Genomic DNA, 25720 nt, shown 5'->3' on the forward strand with positions numbered 1-25720 from the left:
CCGCATGCTAAGCTGGCGCTTTGCCACTGCCGGGAATGCCATGATCGTCGTCCACCACCTGAACAACTCCCGTTCGCAGCGCGTGCTGTGGCTGCTGGAAGAGCTGGGCCTCGCCTACCGCGTCGAACGCTACCAGCGCGATGCGAAGACGATGCTGGCCCCGCCGGAGCTGAAGGCCGTCCACCCGCTGGGCAAGTCGCCCGTGATCGTCGACGGCGAATGCACGGTGGCCGAATCGGGCGCCATCATCGAATACCTGCTGGACCACTACGACGAGGCCGACCGCCTGCGCCCGCCCGCGCGCTCGTCGGACAAGCGCCGCTGGACCTATTTCCTGCACTACGCGGAAGGCTCGATGATGCCGCCGCTGCTGATGAAGCTGATCTTCGACCGCGTGGAGACGGCGCCCGGCCCGTTCTTCGTGCGCCCGATCGCGCGCGGCATCGCGCAGAAGGTGAAGGGCGGCTACATCCTGCCGCAGATCCGCCAGCACCTGCAGTACCTGGAGGGCGAGCTGGCCGGCCGCGAATGGTTTGCCGGCGACACGTTCAGCGCGGCCGATATCCAGATGAGCTTCCCGCTGGAAGCGGCGGCCGTGCGCGGCGGCCTCGATGCGGCCACGTATCCGCGGCTGACGGCGTTCCTGGCCCGCATCCACGCGCGGCCCGCCTACCAGCGCGCGCTGGAGCAGGGCGGCCCGTACGAACTGCTGCGCTGAAGGCGGCCGGCGGCGGTGCAGTAGAATGTCGTCCTCGCATTTTACTGACACCGCATGGGACGCCTGCTCGCCATCGACGGCCTGAACATCGTACGCCGCGTGTACGAGGCCAGCCCGGAACCGGATTCGGACCTGAAGGCCGAGATCGCGCTGCGTCACGCGCTCAATTCCTTCCGCACGCTGATCAACGGCCACGAGCCCACCCACGTGCTGGCCGCGTTCGACTACGGCGGCCCCACCTGGCGGCACACGCTCTACAGCGGCTACCGGCTGTCCCGCGCGCCCATGCCGGCACCGCTGCGCGCCGCGCTGCCCGGCTTCTACGCCACGCTCACGAAGCTGGGCATGCATCCCGTCTCGCTGCCGAACGTGGAGGCCGACGACGTGATCGGCACCGTGGTCATGCGCTGGCTGCAGCAGGGCCGCGGCGAAGCGGTGGTGGCCACCACGGACAAGGACCTGCACTGCCTGATCGCGCACGGCGCGCTGGTGTGGGACCACTTCGGCAGCGAATGGCACGACCACGCCTGGGTCGAGAAGAAATGGGGCGTGCCGCCCGAGCAGTTGCCGGACCTGCTGGCGCTGATGGGCGACGCGACCGACAGCGTGCCCGGTGTCTCGAAGGTGGGCCTGAAGACGGCGGCGAAGCTGCTGCGCACCTACGGCACGCTGGACGCCATCATGGCCGGCGCCGGCATCCTGAAGGACGCCGTGGGCGAGGCCCTACGAAAGGAGCGCGAGATGCTGTATCTTTCTCGTGAGCTCGTACAACTGAAAACGGATGTCGCCGTGGGCGTCAGCTGGAACATGCTGGCGTGGGAGCAGCAGTAGCGCATCGCAGGCCCGTGACCGGGCGGGAGAATCGGAAAGAATGCTGAAAGCAGTGATCATCGACAGCAGCGCCGTGGCGCGCGGCCTGCTCAACACGGTGCTGGAGAACGGCGGCTACGAAGTGGCCGGCCAGGCCCATACCTGCGCGGCCGGCACGGCGCTGCTCATCAAGTTCAACCCGCAGCTGGTGTGCATCAACCGCGAGCAGATCGAGCAGGACGTGGCCGGCGCCGAGGCGATGCGCAAGCAGTGGCCGAAGGCGCTGATCTTCATGGTGTCCAGCGAGTTCGATGCCGGCACGGTGCAGCGCGCCCACGCAATGGGCATCAACGGCTTCATCGTCAAGCCCTTCAATGCCGATACGGTGCTCAAAACCATCCGCAATACCGTCATCGCCATGGTCAAGCGCCAGCAGAAGGCGCAGGCGGAGCAGGGCGGCGAAAAATAGGACAGAAAATAGGGACAGACCCCATTTTCCAGGAAACTTTCCTCAAAAATGAGGTCTGTCCCCATTTTCGGGGAAACTTTTTGACTCAGCCGGCCGGAGACGAGCCGGCGATGATGCCGCCACCCAGGCACACATCACCGTCATACAGCACGGCCGACTGCCCCGGCGTCACGGCCCATTGCGGGTCCAGGAAGGACAGCGCGAAGTCGCTGTTGCCCTGCGGCGAAATATCGCAGGCGACATCCGCCTGGCGGTAGCGGGTCTTGGCGGACAGGCTGCCCGCTTCGGGCGGCACGCCGGCGATCCAGGAAGCCTGGTCGGCCGTCAGCGCCGGCGACAGCAGCCACGGATGGTCATGGCCCTGCACCACCCACAGCGTGTTCGTCGCCACGTCCTTGCGCGCCACGTACCACGCGTCGCTGCTGCCGTCGGCATTCTGGTAGGTCTTCACGCCGCCGATGCCGATGCCCTTGCGCTGGCCCAGCGTGTAGAACGACAGGCCCACGTGCTCGCCGACGGTCTTGCCGTCCGGCGTCTTCATCGGGCCCGGTTTGTATGACAGATAGCGGTTCAGGAACTCGCGGAACGGCCGCTCGCCGATGAAGCAGATGCCCGTCGAATCCTTCTTGGCCGCGTTCGGCAGCTTCAGCTTCTCGGCGATCTGGCGCACTTCCGTCTTGGGGATCTCGCCCAGCGGGAACAGCGTCTTCGACAGCTGCGCCTGGTTCAGGCGATGCAGGAAGTAGCTCTGGTCCTTGGTGTGGTCGAAGGCCTTCAGGAGCTGGCTGGTGCCGGTGGCCGCATCGTGGCGCACGCGCGCGTAATGGCCGGTGGCGATCATGTCGGCACCGAGCAGCATGGCATGGTCGAGGAAGGCCTTGAACTTGATCTCGGCGTTGCACAGCACATCGGGATTCGGCGTGCGGCCGGCCTGGTATTCGCGCAGGAATTCGGCGAACACGCGGTCCTTGTATTCGGCGGCGAAGTTGACGGCCTCGATGTCCACGCCCACCACGTCGGCCACGCTGGCCGCGTCGATCCAGTCCTGGCGGGTGGAGCAGTATTCGGAATCGTCGTCGTCTTCCCAGTTCTTCATGAACAGGCCCACCACTTCATAGCCCTGTTCCTTCAGCAGCCATGCCGACACGGAGGAATCCACGCCGCCGGACATGCCGATCACGACTTTTTTCTTGCTCATTTCTTTATCCAGCTTTTGCTTCAGACTTCTTCATAAACGGAGACGTGCGTGTGCAGCAGCTCCAGCGGCGCGCGCTTGCCCGCCAGGTATTCGTCCACGCAGGTCAGCAGCAGGGGGCTGCGGTGGCGCTCGCGGCAGGCGGCGATCTCGTCGCGCGTGAGCCACATCGTGCGCAGGATGCCGTCGTCCAGCGGGCGTTCCGGGTAGTACTGGCCGGGCGTGCCGCAGAAGGCGAAGCGCAGGTACGTGACCAGCTCGCCCGTGCGCGCCGATCGGTAGCGCGACATGTACATGCCCACCAGCGCCGTGGGCGTGAAATCGTAGCCCGTCTCTTCCAGCGTTTCGCGCACCACGGCCTGTTCCAGCGACTCGAGCGGGTCCAGGTGGCCGGCCGGCTGGTTCAGGCGGATGCCGTCGCTGGTTTCTTCTTCGATCAGCAGGAATTTGCCGTCACGTTCGACGACGGCAGCAACGGTCACATTCGGTTTCCAGGTACGCGGCATGAGGGTCATCCTTGAAAGAGCCGGTATTGTAGCCTGTTACGGATTGCAGCATGCGGCCACGCCGGACGCCGTTGTTGCCACGCCAACACATTGCCGGGTGCGTGGCGGACTTGCAAAACTAAAAATCAAAAATGGCAAGGTTTCCGTGTTAGATTTCGATCAACCCATCGACGATCCGGAGGCGGTTCATGAAGATTGGCGTACCGGCCGAGACACGGCCAGCGGAAACCCGGGTGGCGGCAACGCCCGAAACGGTGAAGAAGCTGGCGGCCCGGCACCAGGTGCTGGTGCAGTCCGGCGCCGGTGCCGCCGCCTCGATTCCCGACGATGCCTTCGCCGCTGCCGGCGCCACCCTCGTCGGCGCGGCCGAGGCGCTGGGTGCCGAGATCGTGCTGAAAGTGCGCTCCCCCGATGCCGCCGAACTGGCGCAAGTAAGACCCGGCGCCGTCGTGATCGGCATGCTCAATCCCTTCGATACCGCCAACATCGCTGCGCTGGCCGCCGCCAATGTCTCCGCCTTCGCGCTGGAAGCCGTGCCCCGCATCACGCGCGCCCAGTCGATGGACGTGCTGTCGTCCCAGGCCAATATCGCCGGCTACAAGGCCGTGCTGGTGGCCGCCAACACCTATCAACGCTTCATGCCGATGCTGATGACGGCCGCCGGCACCGTGAAGGCCGCGCGCGTGCTGATCATGGGTGTCGGTGTCGCCGGCCTGCAGGCGATTGCCACGGCCAAGCGGCTCGGCGCCGTCATCGAAGCGTCCGACGTGCGCCCGCCGGTCAAGGAGCAGGTGGAATCGCTGGGCGCCAAGTTCATCGACGTGCCTTTTCTCACCGACGAGGAAAAGGAGATCGCCCAGGGCAGCGGCGGCTACGCGCGGCCCATGCCGGCAGACTGGATGCGGCGCCAGGCGGAACTCGTGCATGAACGGGCCAGGCTGGCCGACATCATCATCACCACCGCGCTGATCCCGGGCCGCAAGGCACCCGTGCTGATCTCCGAGGACACCGTGCGCGCCATGAAGCCCGGTGCCGTGATCGTCGACCTGGCCGTCGAGCAGGGCGGCAACTGCCCGCTGTCGGTGCTGGGCGAGACGGTGGTGCGGCACGGCGTGCACATCGTGGGCGAGCCGAACCTGGCCTGCCTGGTGGCGGCCGACGCCTCCGCGCTGTATGCCCGCAACGTGCTCGATTTCCTGAAGCTGGTGCTCGACAAGGACGACCGGCTGGCGATCGACCGCGAGGACGAGATCATCAAGGCCACGCTGGTCGCCCATGCCGGCGCCGCATTGAAATAGGGAGGCGTCATGGAAGTGTCCCACACCATCATCAACCTGATCATCTTCGTGCTGGCCATCTATGTGGGCTACCACGTCGTGTGGAACGTGACGCCGGCGCTGCACACGCCGCTGATGGCCGTCACCAATGCGATCTCCGCGATCGTGATCGTCGGCGCCATGCTGGCCGCCGCGCTGACCGATGGCCTGACCGGGCAGGTCGCCGGCACCATCGCCGTGGCGCTGGCGGCCGTGAATGTCTTCGGCGGCTTCCTCGTCACGCGCCGCATGCTGGAGATGTTCCGCAAGAAGGATAAAAAAGACGGAGGCAAATGATGGGCTTCATCTCCATGAACCTGGTGACCTTGCTCTACCTGGTGGCGTCCGTGTGCTTCATCCAGGCCCTGAAGGGATTGTCATCACCGGCCACGGCACGGCGCGGCAATGCCTTCGGCATGGCGGGCATGGCGATTGCGGCGCTGACGACGCTGGCGCTGATCGCCAAGCTGCAGGCGCAGGCGGCGCATGGCGGCTTCGGCTTGGCGCTGGTGGCGCTGGGTATCGTGGTTGGCGGGGCGATCGGCGCGTACCTGGCGAAGACCGTGGAGATGACGAAGATGCCGGAGCTGGTGGCGGCGATGCACTCGCTGATCGGCCTGGCCGCCGTCTGCATCGCCGTGGCCGCCGTGTCGGAGCCGCATGCGTTCGGCATCGCGGCGCCCGGCGAGCCGCTGCCGCTGGGGAACCGCATCGAGCTGTTCATCGGCACCTTCGTGGGCGCCATCACCTTCTCCGGTTCCGTCATCGCCTTCGGCAAGCTGGCCGGCAAGTACAAGTTCCGGCTGTTCCAGGGCGCGCCCGTGGTGTTCGCCGGCCAGCACGTGCTGAACCTGGTGCTGGCCGTGCTGATGGTCGGGCTGGGACTGGCGTTCGTCTTCGCCGGCGGCGTGGAACCGGCCTGGCCGCCGTTCATCGCGATGGCCGCGCTGGCGTTCGTGCTGGGCGTGCTGATCATCATCCCGATCGGCGGGGCGGACATGCCGGTGGTCGTCTCGATGCTGAACAGTTATTCGGGCTGGGCCGCGGCGGGCATCGGCTTCTCGCTGAACAACGCGATGCTGATCATCGCCGGCTCGCTGGTGGGCTCGTCCGGCGCGATCCTGTCGTACATCATGTGCAAGGCGATGAACCGCTCGTTCTTCAACGTGATCCTGGGCGGCTTCGGAGGCGATGCTTCCGCTGCGGCGGCCGGCGGCGCGGCCGCTGCGCAGCGTCCCGTCAAGTCCGGCTCGGCGGACGATGCCGCTTTCCTGATGAGCAATGCGGAAAGCGTCATCATCGTGCCCGGCTACGGCCTGGCCGTGGCGCGCGCCCAGCATGCGCTGAAGGAGCTGGTGACCAAGCTCACGGAGCACGGCGTGAACGTGCGCTACGCGATCCACCCGGTGGCCGGCCGCATGCCGGGCCACATGAACGTGCTGCTGGCCGAGGCCGAGGTGCCGTACGACCAGGTGTTCGAGATGGAAGACATCAACGGCGACTTCGGCCAGGCCGACGTTGCGCTGATCCTGGGCGCCAACGACGTCGTCAACCCGGCCGCGAAGGACCCGAAATCGCCGATTGCCGGCATGCCGATCCTGGAAGCGTTCAAGGCCAAAACGGTGATCGTCAACAAGCGCTCGATGGCCTCCGGCTACGCCGGCCTCGACAACGAGCTCTTCTACATGGACAAGACCATGATGGTCTTCGGCGACGCCAAGAAGATCATCGAGGACATGGTCAAGGCCGCCGAGTAGCACTTCTACCGCCGAGTTCGTGTCCACTCCGGGGTCAGTCACCGAACGAGACACGAACACAGCAGTTGGCAACGTTATCAGGCGCCTTAAGGCCGAGCTCGTGTCAACTTTTGTGACTGACCCCGAAGTGGACACGGGCTCGGCCGCGGCGCGCGGTGCCGGCCAAATATTCTTGTTCGCCGGCGGGGGAATCCTGTATCATTTCGGCAAATGGGAACGTTTCCAATCGGGCGTTCCGGGGCATGCAGTATGCTGGCGGGATTATTTCCACGATAGGACAACGCAGTGGCAACGATCAAGGATGTCGCCCGGCTGGCGGGCGTGGGGCTGGGCACGGCCTCGCGCGTCGTCAGCGGCAAGGGCGCCGTGGCGCCGGCCACGCAGGACAAGGTGCGCAAGGCGATCGAGGAGCTGGGCTTCCGGCCGTCGCACGCGGCCCGTTCGCTGCTGTCCGGCTTCTCGCGCATGGTGGGCGTCTACATTCCCGTCCTGAAGGGCACGTTCTACACGCCGCTGCTCCAGCTGATCGATACCCAGCTGCGCGCCAACGGCCTGCACATGGTGGTGGCGTTCGGCGTGGGCGATGCGGATGCGCGGCGCCAGGCCGTCGAGGGCATCGAATTCCTCATCGAGCGGGGCTGCGACGGCATCATCTCGCTCAGTAATATCCTGCAGGACGACGACGTCGCGGCGCTGGGCGAACGGGGTGCCAATATCGTTGTCGTCAACAACGCCGTCAGCGGGCTGGGCGAGCAGGCCTTCCAGGTGGACCACCGGCAGGGCGGCGCGCTGGCCGCCGCTGCGCTGCTGGAGCAGGGCCACCGCCGCATCGCCGTGATCTCGGGGCCGTCCGCCGCGCCGGACAACGTCGAGCGCATCGAAGGCTTCGTGGGCGAGCTGCAGCGCCGCGGCGTGGACACGCAGGGCATGTGGATCGCCGAAAGCGACTTCTCGCCGGAGGGCGGCTTCGCCGGCGCGAAGGAGCTGCTGGCCTCGGACTACCCGTTCACGGCGCTGTTCTGCGCCAACGACGAGATGGCCGTCGGCGCGCTGTCGCATTTCCAGGAGGCGGGCGTGGCGGTGCCGCAGCAGGTGTCCGTGCTGGGCTATGACGACACGCCGAGCGCCGAATTCTCCGCGCCGCGGCTGACCTCCGTGCATGTGCCCTGGCGCGACGTGGTGCTGGCCGGGATGAACGCGCTGCTGAACCGCTGCTATGGCGGCGAGCGTCCGGTGGTGCGGCGCTACCCGATCGGCATCACGCACCGTGCCTCGCTGGGACCGGCACGCAAGGAAGAGACGATTTAAGGGGAAGGCGCGCCGGGGTGGCGCGCTTTTTTTGAAGTACCTGTGGAAAGCTTTCCATGGAGGAGACGATGCAGAAACGACTGAAGGCGACAATGAGCGCTACAGCAAACAGTGGATGGGCCAAGCCGGCGGTGACGCACGCCACTGCGATGCAGAAACGACTGAAGGCGACAATGATCGCTACAGCAAACAGTGGATGGGCCGAGCCAGCGGTGACGCACGCCACCGCGATGCAGAAACGACTGAAAGCGACAACGATCGCCGCGGCGCTGCAAAAAAAACTGATGGCGACAATGATCGCCGCGGCAAGCAGCATGTTGACCATGCAGTCCACAGCGCAGGCGGCCACGCCGCCAGCGGCAGCAGCCCCGCTGCCCATGCTGCACGCCGAAGGCACCCGCTGGGTCGATGCGCAAGGCCGCCCGGCCACCCTGCGCGGCACCAACCTGGGCAACTGGCTGATCAACGAGTTCTGGATGATGGAGCTGGACAAGGCCGGCCCCGTCGACGACCAGTGCAAGCTCGAAGCCACGTTCGACCAGCGCTTCGGCTACGCGGAGCGCGAGCGCCTGTTCGGCGTCCTGCGCGACAACTGGATCACCCAGCGCGACTGGGACCTGATGCGCCGCCACGGCCTGAACGTGGTGCGCCTGCCGTTCATCTACAGCGTGATCGAGGACGAGAAGAAGCCCCGCACCCTGCGCGCCGACGCATGGCGCTACCTGGACGACGCGATCGCCCAGGCCGAGCGCCGCGGCATGTACGTGGTGCTGGACCTGCATGGCGCCGTGGGCAGCCAGGGCCATGAACACCACAGCGGCTGCGCCAACCGCAACCGGTTCTGGAGCGTGCCGGACTACCAGGCCCGCACCGAGTGGCTGTGGCAGCAGATCGCCACCCGCTACCGGGACCGGAGCGCGGTGGCCGGCTACAGCGTGCTCAATGAACCGTGGGGCACCACGCCGGAGAACATGGCCGCCGTCGTGCGCAGGCTGTACACGGCCATCCGCGCCGTCGATCCGAACCACGTGATCATCCTGCCCGGCCATGTGAAGAACGGCATCGAGTCGTACGGCAGGCCAGCCGAGCAGGGCCTGCGCAACGTGGCCTTCGAGATCCATCCCTATCCGGGCCACTTCGGCTGGGGCATGCCGGGCCTGAAGGTACACAAGGACTGGCTTACCTGCGCGCCCGGCGAGGGCGACACCGTCTGCAAATGGGACGAGCGCATGCGCCGCCTCGACGCGCCGCTGTTCCTGGGCGAGGTCCAGCCCTGGGCGCTGATGGGCCAGCGGCTGGGCGGCCAGGTGGCGCGTGCCTCGTTCGACACGTATGCGAAGTATGGCTGGGCCGCCACCGCGTGGTCCTGGAAGGTCGTCACGCAGGCGGGCGGGCAGGGCGACGGCAAGTGGGGCTTCGTCACCAACGCGCCGGGTGCGAAGGTGCCCGCCATCGACTTCGCCACGGCACCCAAGGCCGACATCGAAAACCTGTTCCGCTCGTTCGGCACGCAGCCCTACGAACTTCATCAACCGCTGCTGGACGCGCTCACCACCGCCAGCCCACGAGACATCCGCGACATCCATGGCAATTGATCAGAAAGCAGCGCAGAACGCAGCGCACAGCGCACTCACCCGCGGCGATTTTCCCGCCCGCTTCGCGTGGGGCACGTCCACGTCTTCCTACCAGATCGAAGGGGCGCGCCGCGCCGACGGCCGCGTCGATTCGATCTGGGACGTGTTCACCGGACAGCCGGGCCGCATCCGCGACGGTTCGAGCGGCGCCGTCGCCTGCGACCATTACCACCGCTGGCCGCAGGACCTGGACATCGCGCGCGACCTGGGCACCAACGCCTACCGCTTCTCGATCGCCTGGCCGCGCATCTTCGGCGACGGCTCCGCGCCGAACCAGAAGGGCCTGGACTTCTACGACCGCCTGGTCGACGGCATGCTGGAACGGGGCCTGCAGCCCTGGCCCACGCTGTACCACTGGGACCTGCCGCAGACCCTGCAGGATCGCGGCGGCTGGGTGGCGCGCAGCACCGTCTACGCGTTCGCGAACTTCGTGGATGCCGTTACGCGCCGCCTCGGCGACCGCGTGCCGCAATGGATCACGCACAACGAGCCGTGGTGCACGGCGATGCACGGCTACATGGACGGCATGCATGCGCCGGGCATCCGCGACCTGCCGTCCGCCCTGCAGGCCAGCCACCACGTGCTGCTGTCGCACGGCCTGGCGGTGCCCATCATCCGCGCCAACGTGAAGGACGCGCGCGCCGGCATCGCCCTCAGCCTGCACCCGATCCGCAGCGCCTCCGGCAGCGCCGAGGACATGGCCGCCGCGCACCGCCATGACGGCCTGCGCAACCGCTGGTTCCTCGATCCCCTGTTCGGCAAGGGCTATCCGCAGGACGTGCTGGCGGAACTGGAGCGCTTCGCGCCACGCATCGAGCCGGGCGACCTGGAGGCGATCGCCGTGCCCACCGATTTCACCGGCGTGAACTACTACTTCCCCGAAGTGATCGCGCATGCGCCGGGCGAGGGGCCGCTCGATGGCCGCGTGGTACACAAGGCGGGTGTCGAGCGCACCGCGTTCGGCTGGGAAGTAGCACCGGAGGGCATGCTGCAGCTGCTGCGCCGCATCCATGCCGAGTACGGCCCGCGCGTGCTGTACGTGACGGAAAATGGCTCGACCTACGACGACGTGGTGCAGGATGGCGCCGTCCACGATGCGCAGCGCACCTCGTATTTGCAGCGGCATCTGGCGGCGCTGAAGGAGGCGATCGACGTGGGCGTGCCGGTGGAGGGCTACTTCGCCTGGAGCCTGCTGGACAACTTCGAATGGGCCGAAGGCTACACGCGCCGCTTCGGCCTCACGCATGTGGATTTCGATACGCAGCAGCGGCTGCTGAAGGACAGCGGCAAGTGGTACCGTGGCTTCCTGCGCGGCCAGTCATAAAACAACAAGGAGACGAATCCAATGAAGCAAAGCCTCACCCTCTTCGCCGTCGCGGCCCAGCTGCTCGCCGCCGGCGCCATTGCCGCCGCGCCCGCACGACCACTGGCCGCCTGGCCGAAAGCGGCCAGCGCCATCGCGCCCGACGCGAAGCTGGAAGCGCGCGTCAGGCAGATCGTGGCCGGCATGACGCTGGAGCAGAAGATCGGCCAGATGACGCAGCCGGAGATCAAGACGGCCACGCCGGACGATGTGCGCAAGTACTATCTGGGCTCGGTCCTGAACGGCGGCGGCAGCTGGCCGAACGGGAACAAGCGCGCCACGCCGGCGGACTGGGTGAAGCTGGCGGATGCTTATTACGACGCGTCGATGGCCACCGATGCACGGTACAAGATCCCCGTCATCTGGGGCATCGACGCCATGCATGGCAACAGCAATGTGTTCGGTGCCACGCTGTTCCCGCATAACATCGGCCTGGGTGCCGCGCGCGATGCGAAGCGCGTCGGCGAGATGGCGCAGGCCACCGCGCAGGCCGTGCGCGCCACCGGCATCGACTGGGTGTTCGCGCCCACGCTGGCGGTGGTGCGGGACGACCGCTGGGGCCGCACCTACGAGAGCTTCTCGGAAGATCCGCAACTGGTGGCCGACTACGCCGGCGCCTACGTGAAGGGCCTGCAGGGCGCGTTCACCGATGCGAACGTGGTCGCCACCGCCAAGCACTTCATGGGCGACGGCGGCACGCATGAAGGGAAGGACCGCGGCGTGAACCAGTCCACCCAGGCCGAAATGATGAACATCCATGGCGCCGGCTACTATCCGGCGCTGGCGGCCGGCGCGCAGACGGTGATGGCCTCGTTCAACAGCTGGAACGACAAGGCGGCCGGCAAGGACTACGGCAAGATGCACGGCAGCCGCGAGCTGCTCACCGGCGTGCTGAAGGAGAAGATGGGCTTCGACGGCTTCGTCGTCACGGACTGGAACGGCATCGGCGAAGTGCCGGGCTGCCGCAACGACAGCTGCCCGCAGGCGATCAACGCCGGCGTGGACATGGTGATGGTGCCGGAAGACTGGAAGGCCTTCATCGCCAACACGATCGCGCAGGTGAAGGATGGCACGATCCCCATGGCGCGCATCGACGATGCCGTCACGCGCATCCTGCGCGTCAAGCTGCGCGCGGACCTGAAGAAGCCTTCGTCGTCGCGCCATGCCGGCAGGATGGCGTCGATGCAGTCGCGCGAGCTGGCCCGCACGCTGGTGCAGGAATCGCTGGTGCTGCTGAAGAACGATGGTGGCGTGCTGCCGCTGGCGCGCGACAAGAAGATCCTCGTCGTGGGCAAGAGTGCCGACAACCTGTCGAACCAGGCGGGCGGCTGGTCGCTCACCTGGCAGGGCACGGACAACCAGAACGCGGACTTCCCGAACGCCGACACGATCCTGGCCGGTCTGCGCGACGCGGCACCGAACGTCATGTACAGCCTCGATGCGGCCGGCGTGAACGTGGCCGACTACGATGCGGTGATCGCCGTGATCGGCGAGACGCCATATGCGGAAGGCGATGGCGACATCGGCCCGGCCGCCAACCTGCGCCACAGCGCGCGCTATCCGGAAGACCTGGCGCTGCTGAAGGCCGTGTCGGGCAAGGGCAAGCCGGTGGTGACCGTGTTCGTCGCCGGCCGTCCCCTGTATGCGAACGACCTGCTCAACCTGTCGGACAGTTTCGTGGCCGCCTGGCTGCCGGGCTCCGAAGGCAAGGGCGTGGCCGACGTGCTGCTGCGCGGCGCGGATGGCAAGGTCCATGCACCGTTCTCCGGCAAGCTGTCGTTCTCCTGGCCGAAGACGGTATGCCAGACGCCGCTGAACGTGGGCGACAGGAACTATGCGCCGCAGTTCGCGTACGGCTATGGCCTCACGTATGACAAGGCCGCGAAAGTCGGTCGCCTCGCCGAAGACGGCAACACGGCCGGCTGCGGCAAGACGAATGCCTTCCCCGTCTTCAACCAGTCCGACCGCGGCACGTTCCCCCTGTACGTGCAGAGCGGCGGCGAACGCAAGGCGCTGGGCGCGGACCTGAACACGGTGCACACGCTGCCGACGCTGAAGGTCGTCACGGCGCAGGTCACCACGCAGCAGGATGCCAAGCAGGTCACGTGGACGGGCCCGGGCGCCATCGAAGCCCGCGCCGCCGCGCCGCGCGCATTGCCGGCCTGGGCGAGCAAGGATGGTGCGCTGACATTCGACACGATCGTCACCACCGCGCCGCAAGGGCCGGTGCAGGTGGGCTTCGGCAACGGCACGGTGGATGTCGCCAGCGAGTTCACGCGGCTGGTCGGCAAGGGCAAATCGACGGTGAAGATTCCGCTGTCGTGCTTCAAGGCTGCCGGTGCTGAGAAGCTCGACATGCCGTTCCGCGTCACCGCGCAGGGCGGGCTGGTGGCGGCGTTTGCCAATATCCAGGTGGTGGGCGGCGCGGCGAAGGATGCCGATGTCGTCAGCTGCCCGAAGTAAGCCGGGCAACATGCACAGTCGAGCTCGTGTCACATAGGGTCAGTGTCACCTGGGGTCAGTGTCACCTGGGGTCAGGCACCCTGACACGAGCTCGACTGTAACCTGCCCCAGAGCAGATCGGCTTTTTTAAGGATGAGTTCGTGTCACAGTGCCTGGCCCCATGTGACACGGGCTGAGCTGTACTAGCGCCGCCCGTACATCATCAACTCCGCCAGCACCGACCGTGCCGGCGACACGAGGTCGATGGCGGCCAGCGAAAGCCCCAGCGCCGGTTGCAGCGGCGAGTCGTTGGCGAAGATGCGCGCCATCGTGTCCGTCAGGCGCACCGTGAGGTCGCGGTCCTGGCGGCGCAGCGTGGCGAATTCGGACAGGTGTGCAGGTGTCGCGCCGCCCGCCAGCAGGCGCGCCAGCACGCTGGCATCGCGCAGGCTCAGGTTCAGCCCCTGGCCGGCCACCGGATGCAGCGTCTGCGCCGCGTTGCCGATGGCCGTGGTGCGCGCGCTGCCTGTCACGCCCGCGTTCAGGCCGAGCGGGAAGGCCAGGCGGCGCGAGGCCTGCGTGAAGCGGCCGACCCGTTCGCCGAACGTGCTGCCGAGGCGGGCCAGGAAGGCCGCATCGTCCAGTGCAAGCAGCGCCTGCGCCGTGTCCGGCCGCACGCACCACACCATCGAATACGCCGCCCCATGCTCGTCATCCTGCGGCAGCAGCGCCAGCGGGCCTTCGCCGGTAAAGCGTTCGTAGGCGCGGTGCGCCACCGGCTCGCTGCTGCGCACCTGGGCGATGATGGCCGTCTGGCCGTAGTCGCGCGTGCGTGCCTTGGCCGGCTGGTCGCCGAACAGTCCACCCTCGGCCTGCACGGCGATCGCGGCGCTGATCGTGCGGCCATCCTCCAGGCGCAGGTTGACGGCATCGGCCGTCTCGTCCAGCCCCGTCACGCGGGCCGGCCGCAGTGCCGGAATGCCGAGCCGCTCGATGACGCCCCCCAGCACCGTGACGATATCACCATAGCGCGTGACATAGCCCAGCGCCGGCACCTTGTGCTCGTCGCGCGTGATCATGCTGCGGCCGAACTGGCCCTTGCGCGACACGTGGATCTCGTGGATCGGCGTGGCCGGCACGGGCCAGGCGCCGACTCGTTCCAGGATCTGGCGGCTGCCCCAGGACAGGGCCAGCGAACGGGGATCGGCACTGGCCGCGGCCAGCGGCCTGGCATCGACCAGCACGATGCGGGCAGGGGAAACGCCCCGTCCCGCCAGCAGCGCGGCCAGCGCCATGCCGGCCGGGCCGGCGCCGCAGATGGCGATGTCGTAATCGGTGTGCGCTGCCGTCGTCATCGGGTCTCTCCCATCAGGTGTTCGATCTCCGCGACCGTCTTCGGTGCCGCGCCGGTCAGCACGGTCGGGCCGCCGGCCGCCACCACCACGTCGTCCTCGATGCGGATGCCGATGTTCCAGTACCGTTCCGGCACATCCGGCGCGGGGCGCACGTAGATGCCCGGCTCCACCGTCATTACCATGCCTTCCACGAGCGGCCGCGACGGCTTGTCGGCATGGGCCGTGTCGCGATAGGCGCCCACGTCGTGCACGTCCATGCCCAGCCAGTGGCTGGTGCCGTGCATGTAGAACGCCGTGTAGGCCTTGTTGGCGATGACGTCATCGAGGCTGCCCGCCGTGTTCCGGTCCAGCAGGCCACAATCGAGCATGCCCTGCGCCAGCACCTTCACGGCCGCATCGTGCGCCGCGTGGAAGGCGTTACCGGGACGGATCGCGTCGAACGCCGCCGCCTGCGCCGCCAGCACCAGTTCATACAGCTCGCGCTGCGGCGCGCTGAAGCGGCCGTTGACGGGCCAGGTGCGCGTGATGTCGGCGGCATAGCCATCCAGTTCGCAGCCGGCATCGATCAGCACCAGGTCGCCATCCTGCGTGCGGCGGTCGTTGCTGCTGTAGTGCAGGATGCAGCTGTTCGCGCCGGAGGCCACGATGGACGTGTAGGCGGGGAACTGCGCGCCGTTGCGGCGGAACTCGTACAGCAGTTCCGCTTCCAGTTCGTATTCGAACATGCCGGGCCGGGCGGCCCGCATCGCGCGGACATGGGCCGCGCCGGAGATCTGGCCGGCGCGCAGCATGAGCGCCTGTTCGCCGGCATCCTTCACCACGCGCATCTCGTCCACCAGCGGCACCAGGTCGCGTAGCACGGGCGGCGCCACGATGCCGCTGCGGCTCCTGGCACGCACGGCATCGAACCAGCGGCGCACCTGCGCATCGCCGCCCTCGTCGCGTGCCAGGCGGCAGTACAGGGCCGGTGCATCGGCCAGCAGCTCGGCCAGCTTCTCGTCCAGCGCGGCGGCGGGATGGGCGGCATCGAAGCCGAACGCCTCGCGGGCCGCTTCGGGGCCGTGGCGCAGGCCCTCCCAGATCTCGCGTTCCGGATTCTTCTCGCGGCAGAACAGGATCGATTGCGCCGGCCTGTCACCCCGCGCGGCAACCAGCACCAGGGTCGCTTCCGGCTCCGTGAAGCCGGTCAGATAGTAGAAGCTGCTGTCATGCCGGTACGGATATTCCGCATCGCCATTGCGCACCGCTTCCCGCGCCGTGGCCAGTACCGCCACGCTTCCCGGCGCCAATTGCGCCAGCAGGGCAGCTCGCCGGGTGGAGAACGAACCGGCCGGCGTGCTCATGCCGACCTGGCCCTGAAGCTCGCATTCAATGCTTCGAGCTGCTGCGCCGTGCCGACGTTTTCCCAGTCGCCGTCATACACCTCGCCCCCCAGCTGGCCGCGCTCCGCCACTTCGCGCAGCAGCTTGCCCAGGCCCGCATGCTGGCCCGGCGCGATCCCGTCGAACATCTCCGGGCGGTACACGCCGATGTTCGCGAAGGTCCACATCGGCTCGCCGGTATTCGTCACCGTGAACAGGTCCAGGCCGAAGTCGCCCTTCGGATGGAATGGCGGATTCTTTACGAGCCAGATCCACGCTATGTCGCGCACCTCGGCCGGGTAGGGATTGCCGCGCACGTCGGCATCGTGCAGCACGTCCAGCACTTCCCTGAAATCGAAGTGGGGGCAGTAGATGTCGCCGGAGATGGCCAGGAACGGTTCCTCGCCCAGCAGGTGGCGCGCATTGGCGATGCCGCCCGCCGTCTCCAGCGCCGTCGTCTCGGCCGAATAGCGGATCGTGGCGCCGAAGCGGCTGCCGTCGCCCAGGTACTCCTCGATCATGTGGCCTAGATGCGCGTGGTTGATGACGATCTCCGTGATCCCGGCGCGCACCAGGTTCAGCACATGCCATTCGATCAGGGGCCGGCCGCGCACCTTCAGCAGCGGCTTCGGGCAGGTGTCCGTCAGGGGGCGCATCCGTTCGCCGCGGCCGGCGGCAAAGATCATGGCTTTCATGGCGTCCTCAGAACGTGTAGCGCACGTCGGGCTGGTGGTTTTCCAGCACGTCCAGCAGTTTCAGGAGCGGCTTCAGTTCGCGGTAGCGGCCCGCCGTGGTGCGCACATAGGCCATCACGGTGGGCAGGTCGCCTAGATAAAGCGACTTGCCGTCGCGGTAGTTCAGGCGGCAGAAGATGCCGAGGATCTTCAGGTGGCGCTGCAGCGCCATGTATTCGAAGTCCTGGTAGAACGCGTCGAAGTTCTTGTTCACGGGCAGGCCGACGGCGCGGGCCTGCTGCCAGTAGCGGATCAGCCAGTCCAGCACCATCTCCTCGTCCCACGACACATAGGCATCGCGCAGCAGCGAGGCCGCGTCGTACGTGATCGGGCCGTACACGGCATCCTGGAAATCGAGCACGCCGGGATTGTGCTCGTCCATCCACATCAGGTTACGGGAATGGAAGTCGCGGTGCATGAAGACCTGCGGCTGCGCCAGGCAGTTCGCCACGATGTGGTCGAACACCTTCTTCAGGTCGGCGGCCTGGGCGTCCGTCAGCGTCACGTTCAGGTGCTTGCCGATGTACCACTCGGGGAAGATGGCCAGTTCCCGCTCCATGAAGGCGCGGTCGAACGGCGGCAGCACGCCGGCCTGGCTGTGCTGCTGGAAGCGCACCAGCGCGCCCAGCGCCTCGGCATACAGGGTGGCCGCGTTGTCGTGGTCCAGCGCCTGCAGGTAGGTGGTGGTGCCCAGGTCGGAGATCAGCAGAAAGCCCTGGTCGAGGTCCTGGGCGTGGATGGCGGGAACGCTCACGCCGGCCTCCAGCAGCAGTGCGTCGACCTTCAGCCAGGCCGCGGTATTCTCCCGCTCGGGCGGCGCATCCATCGCCACCAGCGTGGTGCCGAAGCGGGCCTGCGCGGCCGGCAGCACGTCCAGCCGGAAGTAGCGGCGGAAGCTGGCATCGGCGGAGGCGGGACGCAACGAAGCCGTGTCCACGATGTCCAGGCCCTGCAGCCACGTCGTCAGTTGGAGCAGGCGCGCGTCGGCGGAGGATGGCAAACCGGGGGAGGAGGATTCGAGTAAAGACATGTAATACGGTCGGGTGAAACCGGCTGAGGACGAAGGAATCCCATATAATAAGGGATTCACATCAAAAAATCGCCGTTGAACTGGATCAGTCTAGTGCTTCACGTACCGTTTCCTTCATGAGCCTGGCCCCTCCCTTCAAGAAACGCTGGGCATATGCCATCTCAGCCCTGATCGCCGCCTGTGCGGCGCCCTCCCATGCGCAGACCGCTCCGGCGGCCGGCAAGGCCGCGCCGCGCGTGGAAGATCCGAATGCGCCCGTCACCATCCGTGCCGAGGAGATCAGCGGCCGCCCGGAGCGGGAGCTGAACCTGGCGCGCGACGTGGAAGTGGTGCAGGACAAGATGCGCGTGACGGCCGATGCGGCCTGCTACCGCCAGGTGGAATCCGAGCTCGAGGCGAAGAGCAATGTGCGGATCTGGCGCTTCGGCGACTACTACACGGCCGACGAGTTCAAGATCAATACCGAAACGGGCGTGGGTTACATGCTGCAGCCCACCTACAAGCTGGAGATGAACAATGCGCAGGGCAATGCCCGGCGCATCGATTTCCTCAGCGAGGACCGGGCCACGATCGTCGAAGGCACCTACAGCACCTGCGCCGGCCCGAACCCGGACTGGTACGTGAAATCGAGTGTGCTGAACCTGGACCAGGGGCGCGACGTGGGCGTGGGCGGCGCCACGGTCGTCTACTTCAAGGACGTGCCCATCATCGGCACGCCGGCCATGTCGTTCTCGCTGTCCGGCGCGCGCCGCTCCGGCTGGCTGCCGGCTACGCCCGGCTTCAGCTCGCGCGGCGGTGCGGAACTGACGGTGCCGTACTACCTGAACATCGCGCCGAACCGCGACCTCACGCTGTACCCGCACTACATCTCGCGCCGCGGCCTGCAGATGGGCGCCGTGGCACGCTACATCGGCGAGACGGATGCCGGGTCCTATGAAGGCCGCACGTTCATCGAGTACCTGCCGAACGACAAGGAAGCGGACCGCAACCGCTGGCAGGTCACGTCCACGCACTCGCAGGCGATCTCGAAGGACTGGTCGTACGGCTGGAACGTGCGCGCCGCGTCCGACGACAACTACCCGAACGATTTCTCGCACACGGTGGCCGGCAGCGCCGAGCGCCAGCTGCTGCGCGAGCTGCGCACCGACTACCGCGGTGAAATCTGGAGCCTGACGGCGCGCGTGCAGAAATACCAGGTGCTGCAGGATCCGGATACCACGACGGAAACGCCGCGCCCGTACGACCGCCTGCCGGCGATCAATTTCCACGCCGCGCAGTACGACGTGGGCGGCTTCGACTGGCAGGTGGACAGCGAGGTGACGAACTTCTACCACCCGTCCCTGATCAACGGCAACCGCTTCGTCATGCAGCCGCAGGTGAGCTATCCGATCATCAGCCCCAGCTATTTCATCACGCCGAAGCTGATGCTCAACGCCAGCGCCTACCAGCTGGACAAGTTCGGCACCGATGGCAACCGCTCGGTCACCAAGGCAATTCCCACGTTCTCGCTCGATTCCGGGCTGGAGTTCGAGCGCAGCACGAAGCTGTTCGGTCGCGCCGTGACGCAGACGCTGGAGCCGCGCCTGTTCTACGTGTACACGCCGTACAAGGACCAGTCCGACGTGCCCGTGTTCGACACGGCGGCATCCACGTTCAACTTCTCGCAGCTGTTCTCCGAGAACCGCTTCGTGGGGTCGGACCGCATCGGCGACGCCAACCAGGTGACGGCGGCCGTGGTGTCGCGCTTCCTGGAAGATTCCGGCGCCGAGCGCCTGCGCCTAGCGTTCGGCCAGCGCTTCTACTTCAACGACCAGCGGGTGCAGCTGACGGACGCGGCACCCGTGAGCACGGGCCGTTCCGACCTGCTGCTGGCCGGCGCCGGCCGCATCTCCGATACCTGGGGCATGGACAGCGCCGTGCAGTACAACCAGGGCGAGAGCCGCGTGGTCAGCTCGAACTTCAACGTGCAGTACCAGCCGGGCGCGAAGAAGGTGTTCAATGCCGGCTACCGCTTCCTGCGCGACAGCTTCAAGAACGTGGACTTCTCCAGCCAGTGGCCGATCTCGCAGCGCTGGTTCGGCGTGGGCCGCATGAGCTATTCGCTGCAGGACCACCGCATCCTCGAAAGCCTGATCGGCCTCGAGTACAACTGCGAGTGCTGGGTGTTCCGCATGGGCGCGCAGCGTTTCGTGACGACGACGAACAAGACGTCGACGCAGATGTTCTTCCAGCTGGAGCTCAACGGCCTGTCCAAGTTCGGCATCGGCAATCCGCTCGAAGTGCTGAAGAACAGCATCCCTGGCTACCAGCGCCTGAACGAAGGCTACCGCCGCTGACCGGGTGGCAGATGCTGCTACACTGTGCGGTGCTGGTATCCTTGATCCCTTGATTTTTCCCCGACCTGAAAAGCGTTTGCATTATGCGTAAGTCCAGTAAGCACCCGATCACCCTTGCAGCCCTGCTGCTGTGCGCCATCGCCGGTGGCGCTGCCTCCGCGCAGGATGCGAAACCCGCCGCCGCCGCTTCGCCTGCTGCAGCACCTGCCGCGGCCGCACCGGCTGCCGCCCAGACCAAAGGCTTCACGCCGCCGGGACAATCGAAGAACACGGAAATCGACTCGATCGCCGTCGTCGTCAACGACGATGTGATCACGCGCCGCGAACTGGCCGAACGCGTGACCGTCACGCTGGCGCGCATGAAGGCGCAGAACATCCAGCCGCCGTCGGTGGCCGACCTGCAGCGCCAGATCCTGGAGCGCATGATCGTCGAACGCGCCCAGCTGCAGATGGCCCAGGAAATGGGCGTGCGGGTGGACGACACGATGCTGGACCGCGCCATCGGCCGTATCGCCGAGCAGCAGAAGCTCAGCGTGCAGCAGCTGCGCGACCAGATCGAGAAAGAGGGCACGCCGTTCGCCAGCTTCCGCGAGGAGATCCGCGAGGAGATCATCAGCTCGCGCCTGAAGGAGCACGAGGTCGATGCCAAGATCCAGATCTCGGAAGCGGAAGTGGACAGCTTCCTGGCCGCCCAGCAGGCCGCCGCCGCCGAGCAGCACGAGATGAACATTGCGCAGATCCTGGTGCGCATCCCGGAAAACGCCACGCCGGACGTGATCGCCCAGCGCCAGAAGCGCGCCGAGGAAGTGATGCGCCAGCTGCGCACCGGGGCCGACTTCGCGAAAGTCGCCGCCACCTATTCGGACGCCACCGACGCGCTGCAGGGCGGCGCCGTGGGCTGGCGCCAGGCCGACCGCATTCCGCCGCTGTTCGCCGAGGCACTGGAAAAGATCCAGCCGGGCCAGGTCACGCCCGTGATGAAGAGCGTTTCCGGCTTCCACATCCTGAAGCTGGTGGAGAAGCGCACGCTGGCGCAGGCGCAGGCCGAAGCGGCCGTCGAGCAGACGCATGCCCGCCACATCCTGCTGAAGGTCACGCCAACCACGACGGCGGCCGATGCCAAGCGCAAGCTGGCCGAACTGAAGGAGCGCCTGGACAACAAGAGCGCCACCTTCGAGGAACTGGCGCGCCTGTACTCGACCGACGAATCGTCGAAAAAGGGCGGCGACCTGGGCTGGCTGTACCCGGGCGACACGCTGCCGGAATTCGAGAAGGCGATGAACGACCTGAAGCCGGGCGACGTCAGCGGCGTGGTCGAGACGAGCTTCGGCTACCACCTGATCCAGGTGGTGGAGCGCAAGTCGGAAGACATGTCGCGTGACAAGAAGCGCAACGAGGCACGTCTGGCGCTGCGCGAGCGCAAGAGCGCCGAAGCGGGCGAGGACTTCCTGCGCGAGGTGCGCGACCGCGCCTATGTCGAGTACCGCGGCGACGACCTGAAGGCCAGCAACTGAGCCGGTCATTGACGTAACCCTGGAGGCATCGATGAGCGCCAATCAGCAAGGGGGGCGCCCGGCGGTGCCCCCATCTTCCCGGCCGCATGCGCGCCCGGCCATCGCCGTCACCACGGGCGAGCCGGCCGGCATCGGTCCTGAAATCTCGATCCGCGCCGCCTGGGCGATGCGCACGCGCGTCAACGCCGTGCTGCTGGGCGATGCCGCGTATCTCGCCATGATCGCCGGCGAGATCGATCCCGCCATCCGCATCAGCGCGCTGTCGCTGCAGGCCGTGCGCAACGGCGGGCTGCCGCATTTCGGGCCGGACCGGCTGTGCGCGATCGACATTCCCCTCGATGCCCATGTGGTGGCGGGCCGGCTCGACAGCGCCAATGGCCGGGCCGTGCTGGCCACGCTCGATGCGGCGATCGAAGGCGTCACGGCGGGCTGGTTTGCCGCCGTCGCCACCGCGCCGCTGCAGAAAAGCACGATCAACGATGCCGGCGTGCCGTTCTCCGGCCACACGGAATACTTTGCCGACCGCACCGGCACCGCGCAGGTGGTGATGATGCTGGCCGGCGCGCCGGCTGCGCTGCCGAACGTGCCCCAGCTCCGCGTGGCGCTGGCCACCACGCACCTGCCGCTGAAGGAGGTACCGGCCGCCATCACGGTCGCGGGCCTGGGCACGACGCTCGACATCATCGACCGCGACCTGAAGGCCAGGTTCGGCATCGCCGCGCCGCGCATCCTCGTCACCGGCCTGAACCCGCACGCGGGCGAGAACGGCTACCTGGGCCGCGAGGAGATCGACGTGATCGAACCGGCGCTGGCTGCCGCGCGGGCGCGGGGCATCGATGCGCGCGGCCCGTATCCGGCCGATACGCTGTTCCAGCCGAAGTACCTGGCGGACGCCGACTGCGTGCTGGCGATGTACCACGACCAGGGCCTGCCGGTGCTCAAGCATGCCACCTTCGGGCGCGGCATCAACGTCACGCTCGGGCTGCCGCTGATCCGCACGTCCGTCGACCACGGCACCGCGCTGGACCTGGCAGAACGCGGCTTGGGACACGCCGATAGCAGCAGCATGGAAGCGGCCATCGAAGCCGCCATCGGCATGGCCGCCGCCAGCCCGGCAGGCCGCAACAGCACATCAGGATAGTTGCCTCGAAAATGGGGTCCGTCCCCATTTTCAGGATCCGGCAGCACAACGCAACCCATGAAACAGAAAGCACCATGAAACACGTCGCCCGCAAACGCTTCGGCCAGAACTTCCTGCACGATGACCAGGTCCTGGCCGACATCATCGCCGCCATCGCGCCGGCTCCCGGCGACACGATGGTGGAAATCGGCCCCGGCCTGGCCGCCATGACGGACCTGCTGCTCAAGTCCCTGCCGCACATGCACGTGGTGGAGCTGGACCGCGATCTCGTCGCCCGCCTGGAAAAGCGCTTCCCGGCGGAGCGCCTGACGGTGCATGCGGGCGATGCGCTGAAGTTCGATTTCGGCACCCTGCCGGTCCCGGAAGGCAGGAAGCTGCGCGTGGTCGGCAACCTGCCGTACAACATCTCGAGCCCGCTGCTGTTCCACCTGGCCACGTTCGCGCCGCAGGTCGAGGACCAGCACTTCATGCTGCAGAAGGAAGTCGTCGAGCGCATGGTCGCCGAACCGGGCACCAAGGCCTACGGCCGGCTGTCCGTGATGCTGCAGTGGCGCTACCGGATGGCGCTGATGTTCATCGTGCCGCCGGAAGCGTTCGATCCGCCGCCGAAGGTGGAATCGGCCATCGTGCGCATGATCCCGATCGCCGCGCCGCTGGCCTGCGACGAGGCCACGCTGTCGGCCGTGGTGCAGAAGGCCTTCTCGCAGCGCCGCAAGGTGATCCGCAACTGCCTGGCCGGCATGTTCACGGAGCAGCAGATCCTGGACGCCGGCATCGATCCGGGCACGCGGCCCGAGACGGTGTCGATGGAATCCTATGTCACGCTGGCCAACAGCCTGCGGGAGCGCGGCGGGGCCTGATTGCCCCACGCTTCATCGACAGCGCCGGGACTCGCAGGAGCCCGGCGCTTTTTGTTGGGATGAATCGCGGGCAAAAAAAATGCCGGCGCGGGGCCGGCAAAATCCAATTCTGTGAAGAAGTTGGAGGAGACAGGATCAGTATGATGCGTTGCGTCATATTGGGCTACTTTATTTTCGCAATGGCACTCATGCGGTTTGTGAATTTCTCGATTGGCCGATGGAACGTCGGTGTCCGATGCCACACCAGCCACGCTACTCGACTGCAATATTGGCTATCGGCGAGAATGATGTCAGATACCTGTGAGGCTGGTGGATGGCGAGGCGTAATGGAACCGTTGTCTGACGCCATTCTCGCGCCGATGGCTATTGAAATTTGATAGGGTCGCTGGGATGGTGCCAGATCCTGCCGTGCCACCAGCTGCCACCAGCGGGCACAAAATTCTGGCGAAAAAAAAGCCGGCTCAGGGAGCCGGCTAAATCCAATTCTTTGAAAGAGTTGGAGGAGACAGGAAGGATTATGCGGCGTTGCCGCATATTCGTCTAATTTATTTTTCCTATTCCTCTCATACTCTTTGTGAATATTACGAGTTCTTCACGCAGGTGACCACCGCGTCGGAACGGTCCGCGTCGCCCATCACGCCGGCGCCGTTGGCGATCGTGCAGGTCTGGCCGGTCGGCTGGTTGTAGATCGTGATGCCGTACGCCGTGCCCACCGGGATGCTGGTGAAGGACGCCGTCGGCGCGGCCACGGTCACCGTCGCGGTGCCGCTGGAGCCGTTCACCAGCTGCAGGCCTTCGGCCGTCAGGCCAGTCACCGTCACGTTGACGGCGTAGGTGTTCTGCGCGCAGGTGATCGGCACGCTGATCGTTTCGAACTGGCCGGCCGCGCCCGAGGTGACGGTCGGCGTGCAGGTCATGTGATCCGGCTGCTTGGTGATGACGACGCTGTAGTTGTCGCCATATGCAACCGTTTTCGGGAAGCTGTAGCTGGTGGCGCCGACGGGCACCGAGAGGGTATCGTCGCCGTTGGCCAGCACGAGGCCGGCATTCTTCAGGTTCGTGATGGAACCGCCGATCGTGAAATCGGACTCGCCGCCGCAACCGGCCAGCGCCAGCGCCAGCAGCGCCGCGCCCAGGAATTGTGCTTTCATGTTTTCTCCAAATGTGACGGGCACGCCGCGGCGTGCCGGGGCGTCAGGCGCTTTTTGGTGCGCAGGTAACGACGACATTCAGCATGTCGCCGGAAGGCATCGTGCCCGTGCCGTTCTGCACGCTGCAGGTCAGGCCGCTCGGCTGGGTCAGCACGGTCACGCCATAGTTCAGGCCGTCATACACGGTGCCGGGGAAGGTGAACGTCGAACCCGTTTCCGGGCGCACGGTGACCGTCACGCTGCCGTTGGTCAGCGTCACCTGGTCCTGCGTCAGGCCGGAGATGGTGCCGCCCAGCTTGTACGAGTTGGTCACGCACTGCACCACCACGCGCTGCGCGTTGTAGTAGTTGGCCTTGCCGGTATTGCTGCCTTCCACCGGCGTGCAGGTGGTGGCCGTCGGTTGCGATTTGACCGTGACGTTGAAATTGGCGTCCTGGGCGATCAGGTTCGGGAAATACACGGACTGGCCCGTGCCGGAGGGTGACGGATCGCTGCCGGCCGGAACGGACAGGTCCTGCTCGCCGTTGTTGTTGGTCAGGACCAGGCCCGGCTTGATCAGGCCGTACACGGTCACGGTCAGCAGCAGGCTGCCGTTGTCATCGCCGCCGCAACCGGCCAGCAACGCGGCGCAGAGCGCGCCTGCGCCTGCGCGCGCATACATACTCTTCATACTTCAGACTCTCCAAATCGATTAGGTCGGTTGCGGTGCCGCGCATGAAC

The 25720-nt window shown here is 66.6% G+C and carries 23 protein-coding genes; 14 read left to right on the forward strand and 9 right to left on the reverse strand.

Annotated elements, in window-relative coordinates:
* Positions 1-40: 40 nt before the first annotated feature.
* Genes IP91_RS23050 through IP91_RS23060 form a run of 3 tightly spaced genes read left to right on the forward strand, consistent with a single transcriptional unit; the run spans position 41 to position 1997 of the window.
* Positions 41-718 carry a glutathione S-transferase family protein gene (locus tag IP91_RS23050; RefSeq protein WP_145652394.1) on the forward strand — a complete coding sequence of 226 codons (678 nt, stop codon included), beginning with the start codon at positions 41-43 and terminating at the stop codon, positions 716-718.
* A 54-nt stretch (positions 719-772) separates the two neighbouring features.
* Positions 773-1549, forward strand: a complete 777-nt coding sequence (locus IP91_RS23055; RefSeq protein WP_145652396.1) for a 5'-3' exonuclease — start codon at positions 773-775, stop codon at positions 1547-1549.
* 40 nt (positions 1550-1589) lie between these two features.
* The gene (locus IP91_RS23060; protein ID WP_145652398.1) at positions 1590-1997 is read left to right on the forward strand and encodes a response regulator; all 408 of its coding nucleotides are present in this window, start codon (positions 1590-1592) and stop codon (positions 1995-1997) included.
* An 85-nt stretch (positions 1998-2082) separates the two neighbouring features.
* Here the strand turns inward: IP91_RS23060 and mnmA are convergent, their stop codons facing one another.
* Entirely contained in the window at positions 2083-3195 is a 1113-nt protein-coding gene (mnmA, locus tag IP91_RS23065; RefSeq protein WP_229474878.1) for a tRNA 2-thiouridine(34) synthase MnmA, read from the reverse strand.
* A gap of 20 nt (positions 3196-3215) precedes the next feature.
* A complete protein-coding gene (locus IP91_RS23070; RefSeq protein WP_145652402.1) occupies positions 3216-3698 on the reverse strand; it encodes an NUDIX hydrolase in 483 nt (160 codons plus the stop codon).
* Positions 3699-3886: 188 nt separating this feature from the next.
* Between IP91_RS23070 and IP91_RS23075 the strand changes: the two genes are divergently transcribed.
* The 4 genes from IP91_RS23075 (at position 3887) to IP91_RS23090 (ending at position 8079) form a co-directional block, all read left to right on the forward strand.
* Positions 3887-4996: a Re/Si-specific NAD(P)(+) transhydrogenase subunit alpha gene (locus IP91_RS23075; protein ID WP_145652404.1), complete on the forward strand. Its 1110-nt coding sequence runs from the start codon at positions 3887-3889 to the stop codon at positions 4994-4996.
* Positions 4997-5005: 9 nt separating this feature from the next.
* Positions 5006-5311 (forward strand): proton-translocating transhydrogenase family protein, encoded by a 306-nt coding sequence (locus IP91_RS23080; RefSeq protein WP_145652406.1) that lies wholly within the window; start codon positions 5006-5008, stop codon positions 5309-5311.
* On the forward strand, positions 5311-6771 hold the full coding sequence (locus IP91_RS23085; RefSeq protein ID WP_145652574.1) for an NAD(P)(+) transhydrogenase (Re/Si-specific) subunit beta: 1461 nt from the start codon (positions 5311-5313) through the stop codon (positions 6769-6771). The genes IP91_RS23080 and IP91_RS23085 overlap by 1 nt, the downstream gene beginning before the upstream one ends.
* Before the next feature lie 285 nt (positions 6772-7056).
* On the forward strand, positions 7057-8079 hold the full coding sequence (locus IP91_RS23090; protein ID WP_145652408.1) for a LacI family DNA-binding transcriptional regulator: 1023 nt from the start codon (positions 7057-7059) through the stop codon (positions 8077-8079).
* Here IP91_RS23090 and IP91_RS23095 read toward each other — a convergent pair.
* Positions 8030-8404 carry a hypothetical protein gene (locus tag IP91_RS23095; RefSeq protein ID WP_145652411.1) on the reverse strand — a complete coding sequence of 125 codons (375 nt, stop codon included), beginning with the start codon at positions 8402-8404 and terminating at the stop codon, positions 8030-8032. The genes IP91_RS23090 and IP91_RS23095 overlap by 50 nt on opposite strands.
* On the opposite strand from IP91_RS23095, the gene IP91_RS23100 reads away from it, so the two are divergent.
* From IP91_RS23100 to IP91_RS23110, 3 genes are read left to right on the forward strand one after another with little or no spacing between them, the layout of a single operon-like run.
* Positions 8403-9674 carry a glycoside hydrolase family 5 protein gene (locus IP91_RS23100; protein WP_229474880.1) on the forward strand — a complete coding sequence of 424 codons (1272 nt, stop codon included), beginning with the start codon at positions 8403-8405 and terminating at the stop codon, positions 9672-9674. The two genes, IP91_RS23095 and IP91_RS23100, sit on opposite strands and share 2 nt — an antisense overlap.
* Positions 9664-11037, forward strand: coding sequence for a GH1 family beta-glucosidase (locus tag IP91_RS23105; protein WP_145652415.1), 1374 nt, complete (start codon positions 9664-9666; stop codon positions 11035-11037). The genes IP91_RS23100 and IP91_RS23105 overlap by 11 nt, the downstream gene beginning before the upstream one ends.
* Before the next feature lie 21 nt (positions 11038-11058).
* Positions 11059-13539 carry a glycoside hydrolase family 3 protein gene (locus tag IP91_RS23110; RefSeq protein ID WP_145652417.1) on the forward strand — a complete coding sequence of 827 codons (2481 nt, stop codon included), beginning with the start codon at positions 11059-11061 and terminating at the stop codon, positions 13537-13539.
* Between the two features lie 182 nt (positions 13540-13721).
* Here the strand turns inward: IP91_RS23110 and IP91_RS23115 are convergent, their stop codons facing one another.
* The 4 genes from IP91_RS23115 to IP91_RS23130 are packed head-to-tail and all read right to left on the reverse strand — an operon-like array spanning position 13722 to position 17998.
* Positions 13722-14873, reverse strand: a complete 1152-nt coding sequence (locus IP91_RS23115) for an FAD-dependent monooxygenase (RefSeq protein ID WP_145652419.1) — start codon at positions 14871-14873, stop codon at positions 13722-13724.
* Complete coding sequence (gene pepP, locus IP91_RS23120; RefSeq protein ID WP_145652422.1) at positions 14870-16216, reverse strand: Xaa-Pro aminopeptidase; 1347 nt, start codon at positions 16214-16216, stop codon at positions 14870-14872. The genes IP91_RS23115 and pepP overlap by 4 nt, the downstream gene beginning before the upstream one ends.
* Positions 16213-16929: an N-acetylmuramate alpha-1-phosphate uridylyltransferase MurU gene (murU, locus tag IP91_RS23125; RefSeq protein ID WP_145652424.1), complete on the reverse strand. Its 717-nt coding sequence runs from the start codon at positions 16927-16929 to the stop codon at positions 16213-16215. The genes pepP and murU overlap by 4 nt, the downstream gene beginning before the upstream one ends.
* A gap of 7 nt (positions 16930-16936) precedes the next feature.
* Positions 16937-17998 carry an aminoglycoside phosphotransferase family protein gene (locus IP91_RS23130; protein WP_145652426.1) on the reverse strand — a complete coding sequence of 354 codons (1062 nt, stop codon included), beginning with the start codon at positions 17996-17998 and terminating at the stop codon, positions 16937-16939.
* 116 nt (positions 17999-18114) lie between these two features.
* Here IP91_RS23130 and IP91_RS23135 point away from each other — a divergent pair, with 116 nt between their 5' ends.
* The 4 genes from IP91_RS23135 (at position 18115) to rsmA (ending at position 23849) form a co-directional block, all read left to right on the forward strand.
* Positions 18115-20334 (forward strand): LPS-assembly protein LptD, encoded by a 2220-nt coding sequence (locus IP91_RS23135; protein ID WP_145652428.1) that lies wholly within the window; start codon positions 18115-18117, stop codon positions 20332-20334.
* A gap of 83 nt (positions 20335-20417) precedes the next feature.
* A complete protein-coding gene (locus IP91_RS23140; protein ID WP_145652430.1) occupies positions 20418-21848 on the forward strand; it encodes a peptidylprolyl isomerase in 1431 nt (476 codons plus the stop codon).
* Positions 21849-21879: 31 nt separating this feature from the next.
* Positions 21880-22989: a 4-hydroxythreonine-4-phosphate dehydrogenase PdxA gene (gene pdxA, locus IP91_RS23145; RefSeq protein ID WP_145652432.1), complete on the forward strand. Its 1110-nt coding sequence runs from the start codon at positions 21880-21882 to the stop codon at positions 22987-22989.
* A 74-nt stretch (positions 22990-23063) separates the two neighbouring features.
* Positions 23064-23849: a 16S rRNA (adenine(1518)-N(6)/adenine(1519)-N(6))-dimethyltransferase RsmA gene (gene rsmA, locus IP91_RS23150; protein ID WP_145652434.1), complete on the forward strand. Its 786-nt coding sequence runs from the start codon at positions 23064-23066 to the stop codon at positions 23847-23849.
* A gap of 581 nt (positions 23850-24430) precedes the next feature.
* On the opposite strand, the gene IP91_RS23155 is transcribed toward rsmA, so the two are convergent.
* Together IP91_RS23155 and IP91_RS23160 are read right to left on the reverse strand one after the other, a co-directional pair.
* Entirely contained in the window at positions 24431-25000 is a 570-nt protein-coding gene (locus IP91_RS23155; protein ID WP_145652436.1) for a hypothetical protein, read from the reverse strand.
* Positions 25001-25043: 43 nt separating this feature from the next.
* Positions 25044-25670, reverse strand: coding sequence for a hypothetical protein (locus tag IP91_RS23160; protein ID WP_145652439.1), 627 nt, complete (start codon positions 25668-25670; stop codon positions 25044-25046).
* Positions 25671-25720: the final 50 nt, after the last annotated feature.

The sequence above is a fragment of the Pseudoduganella lurida genome (genome assembly GCF_007830455.1).
GTDB classification, from domain to species: Bacteria; Pseudomonadota; Gammaproteobacteria; order Burkholderiales; family Burkholderiaceae_D; genus Rugamonas; species Rugamonas lurida.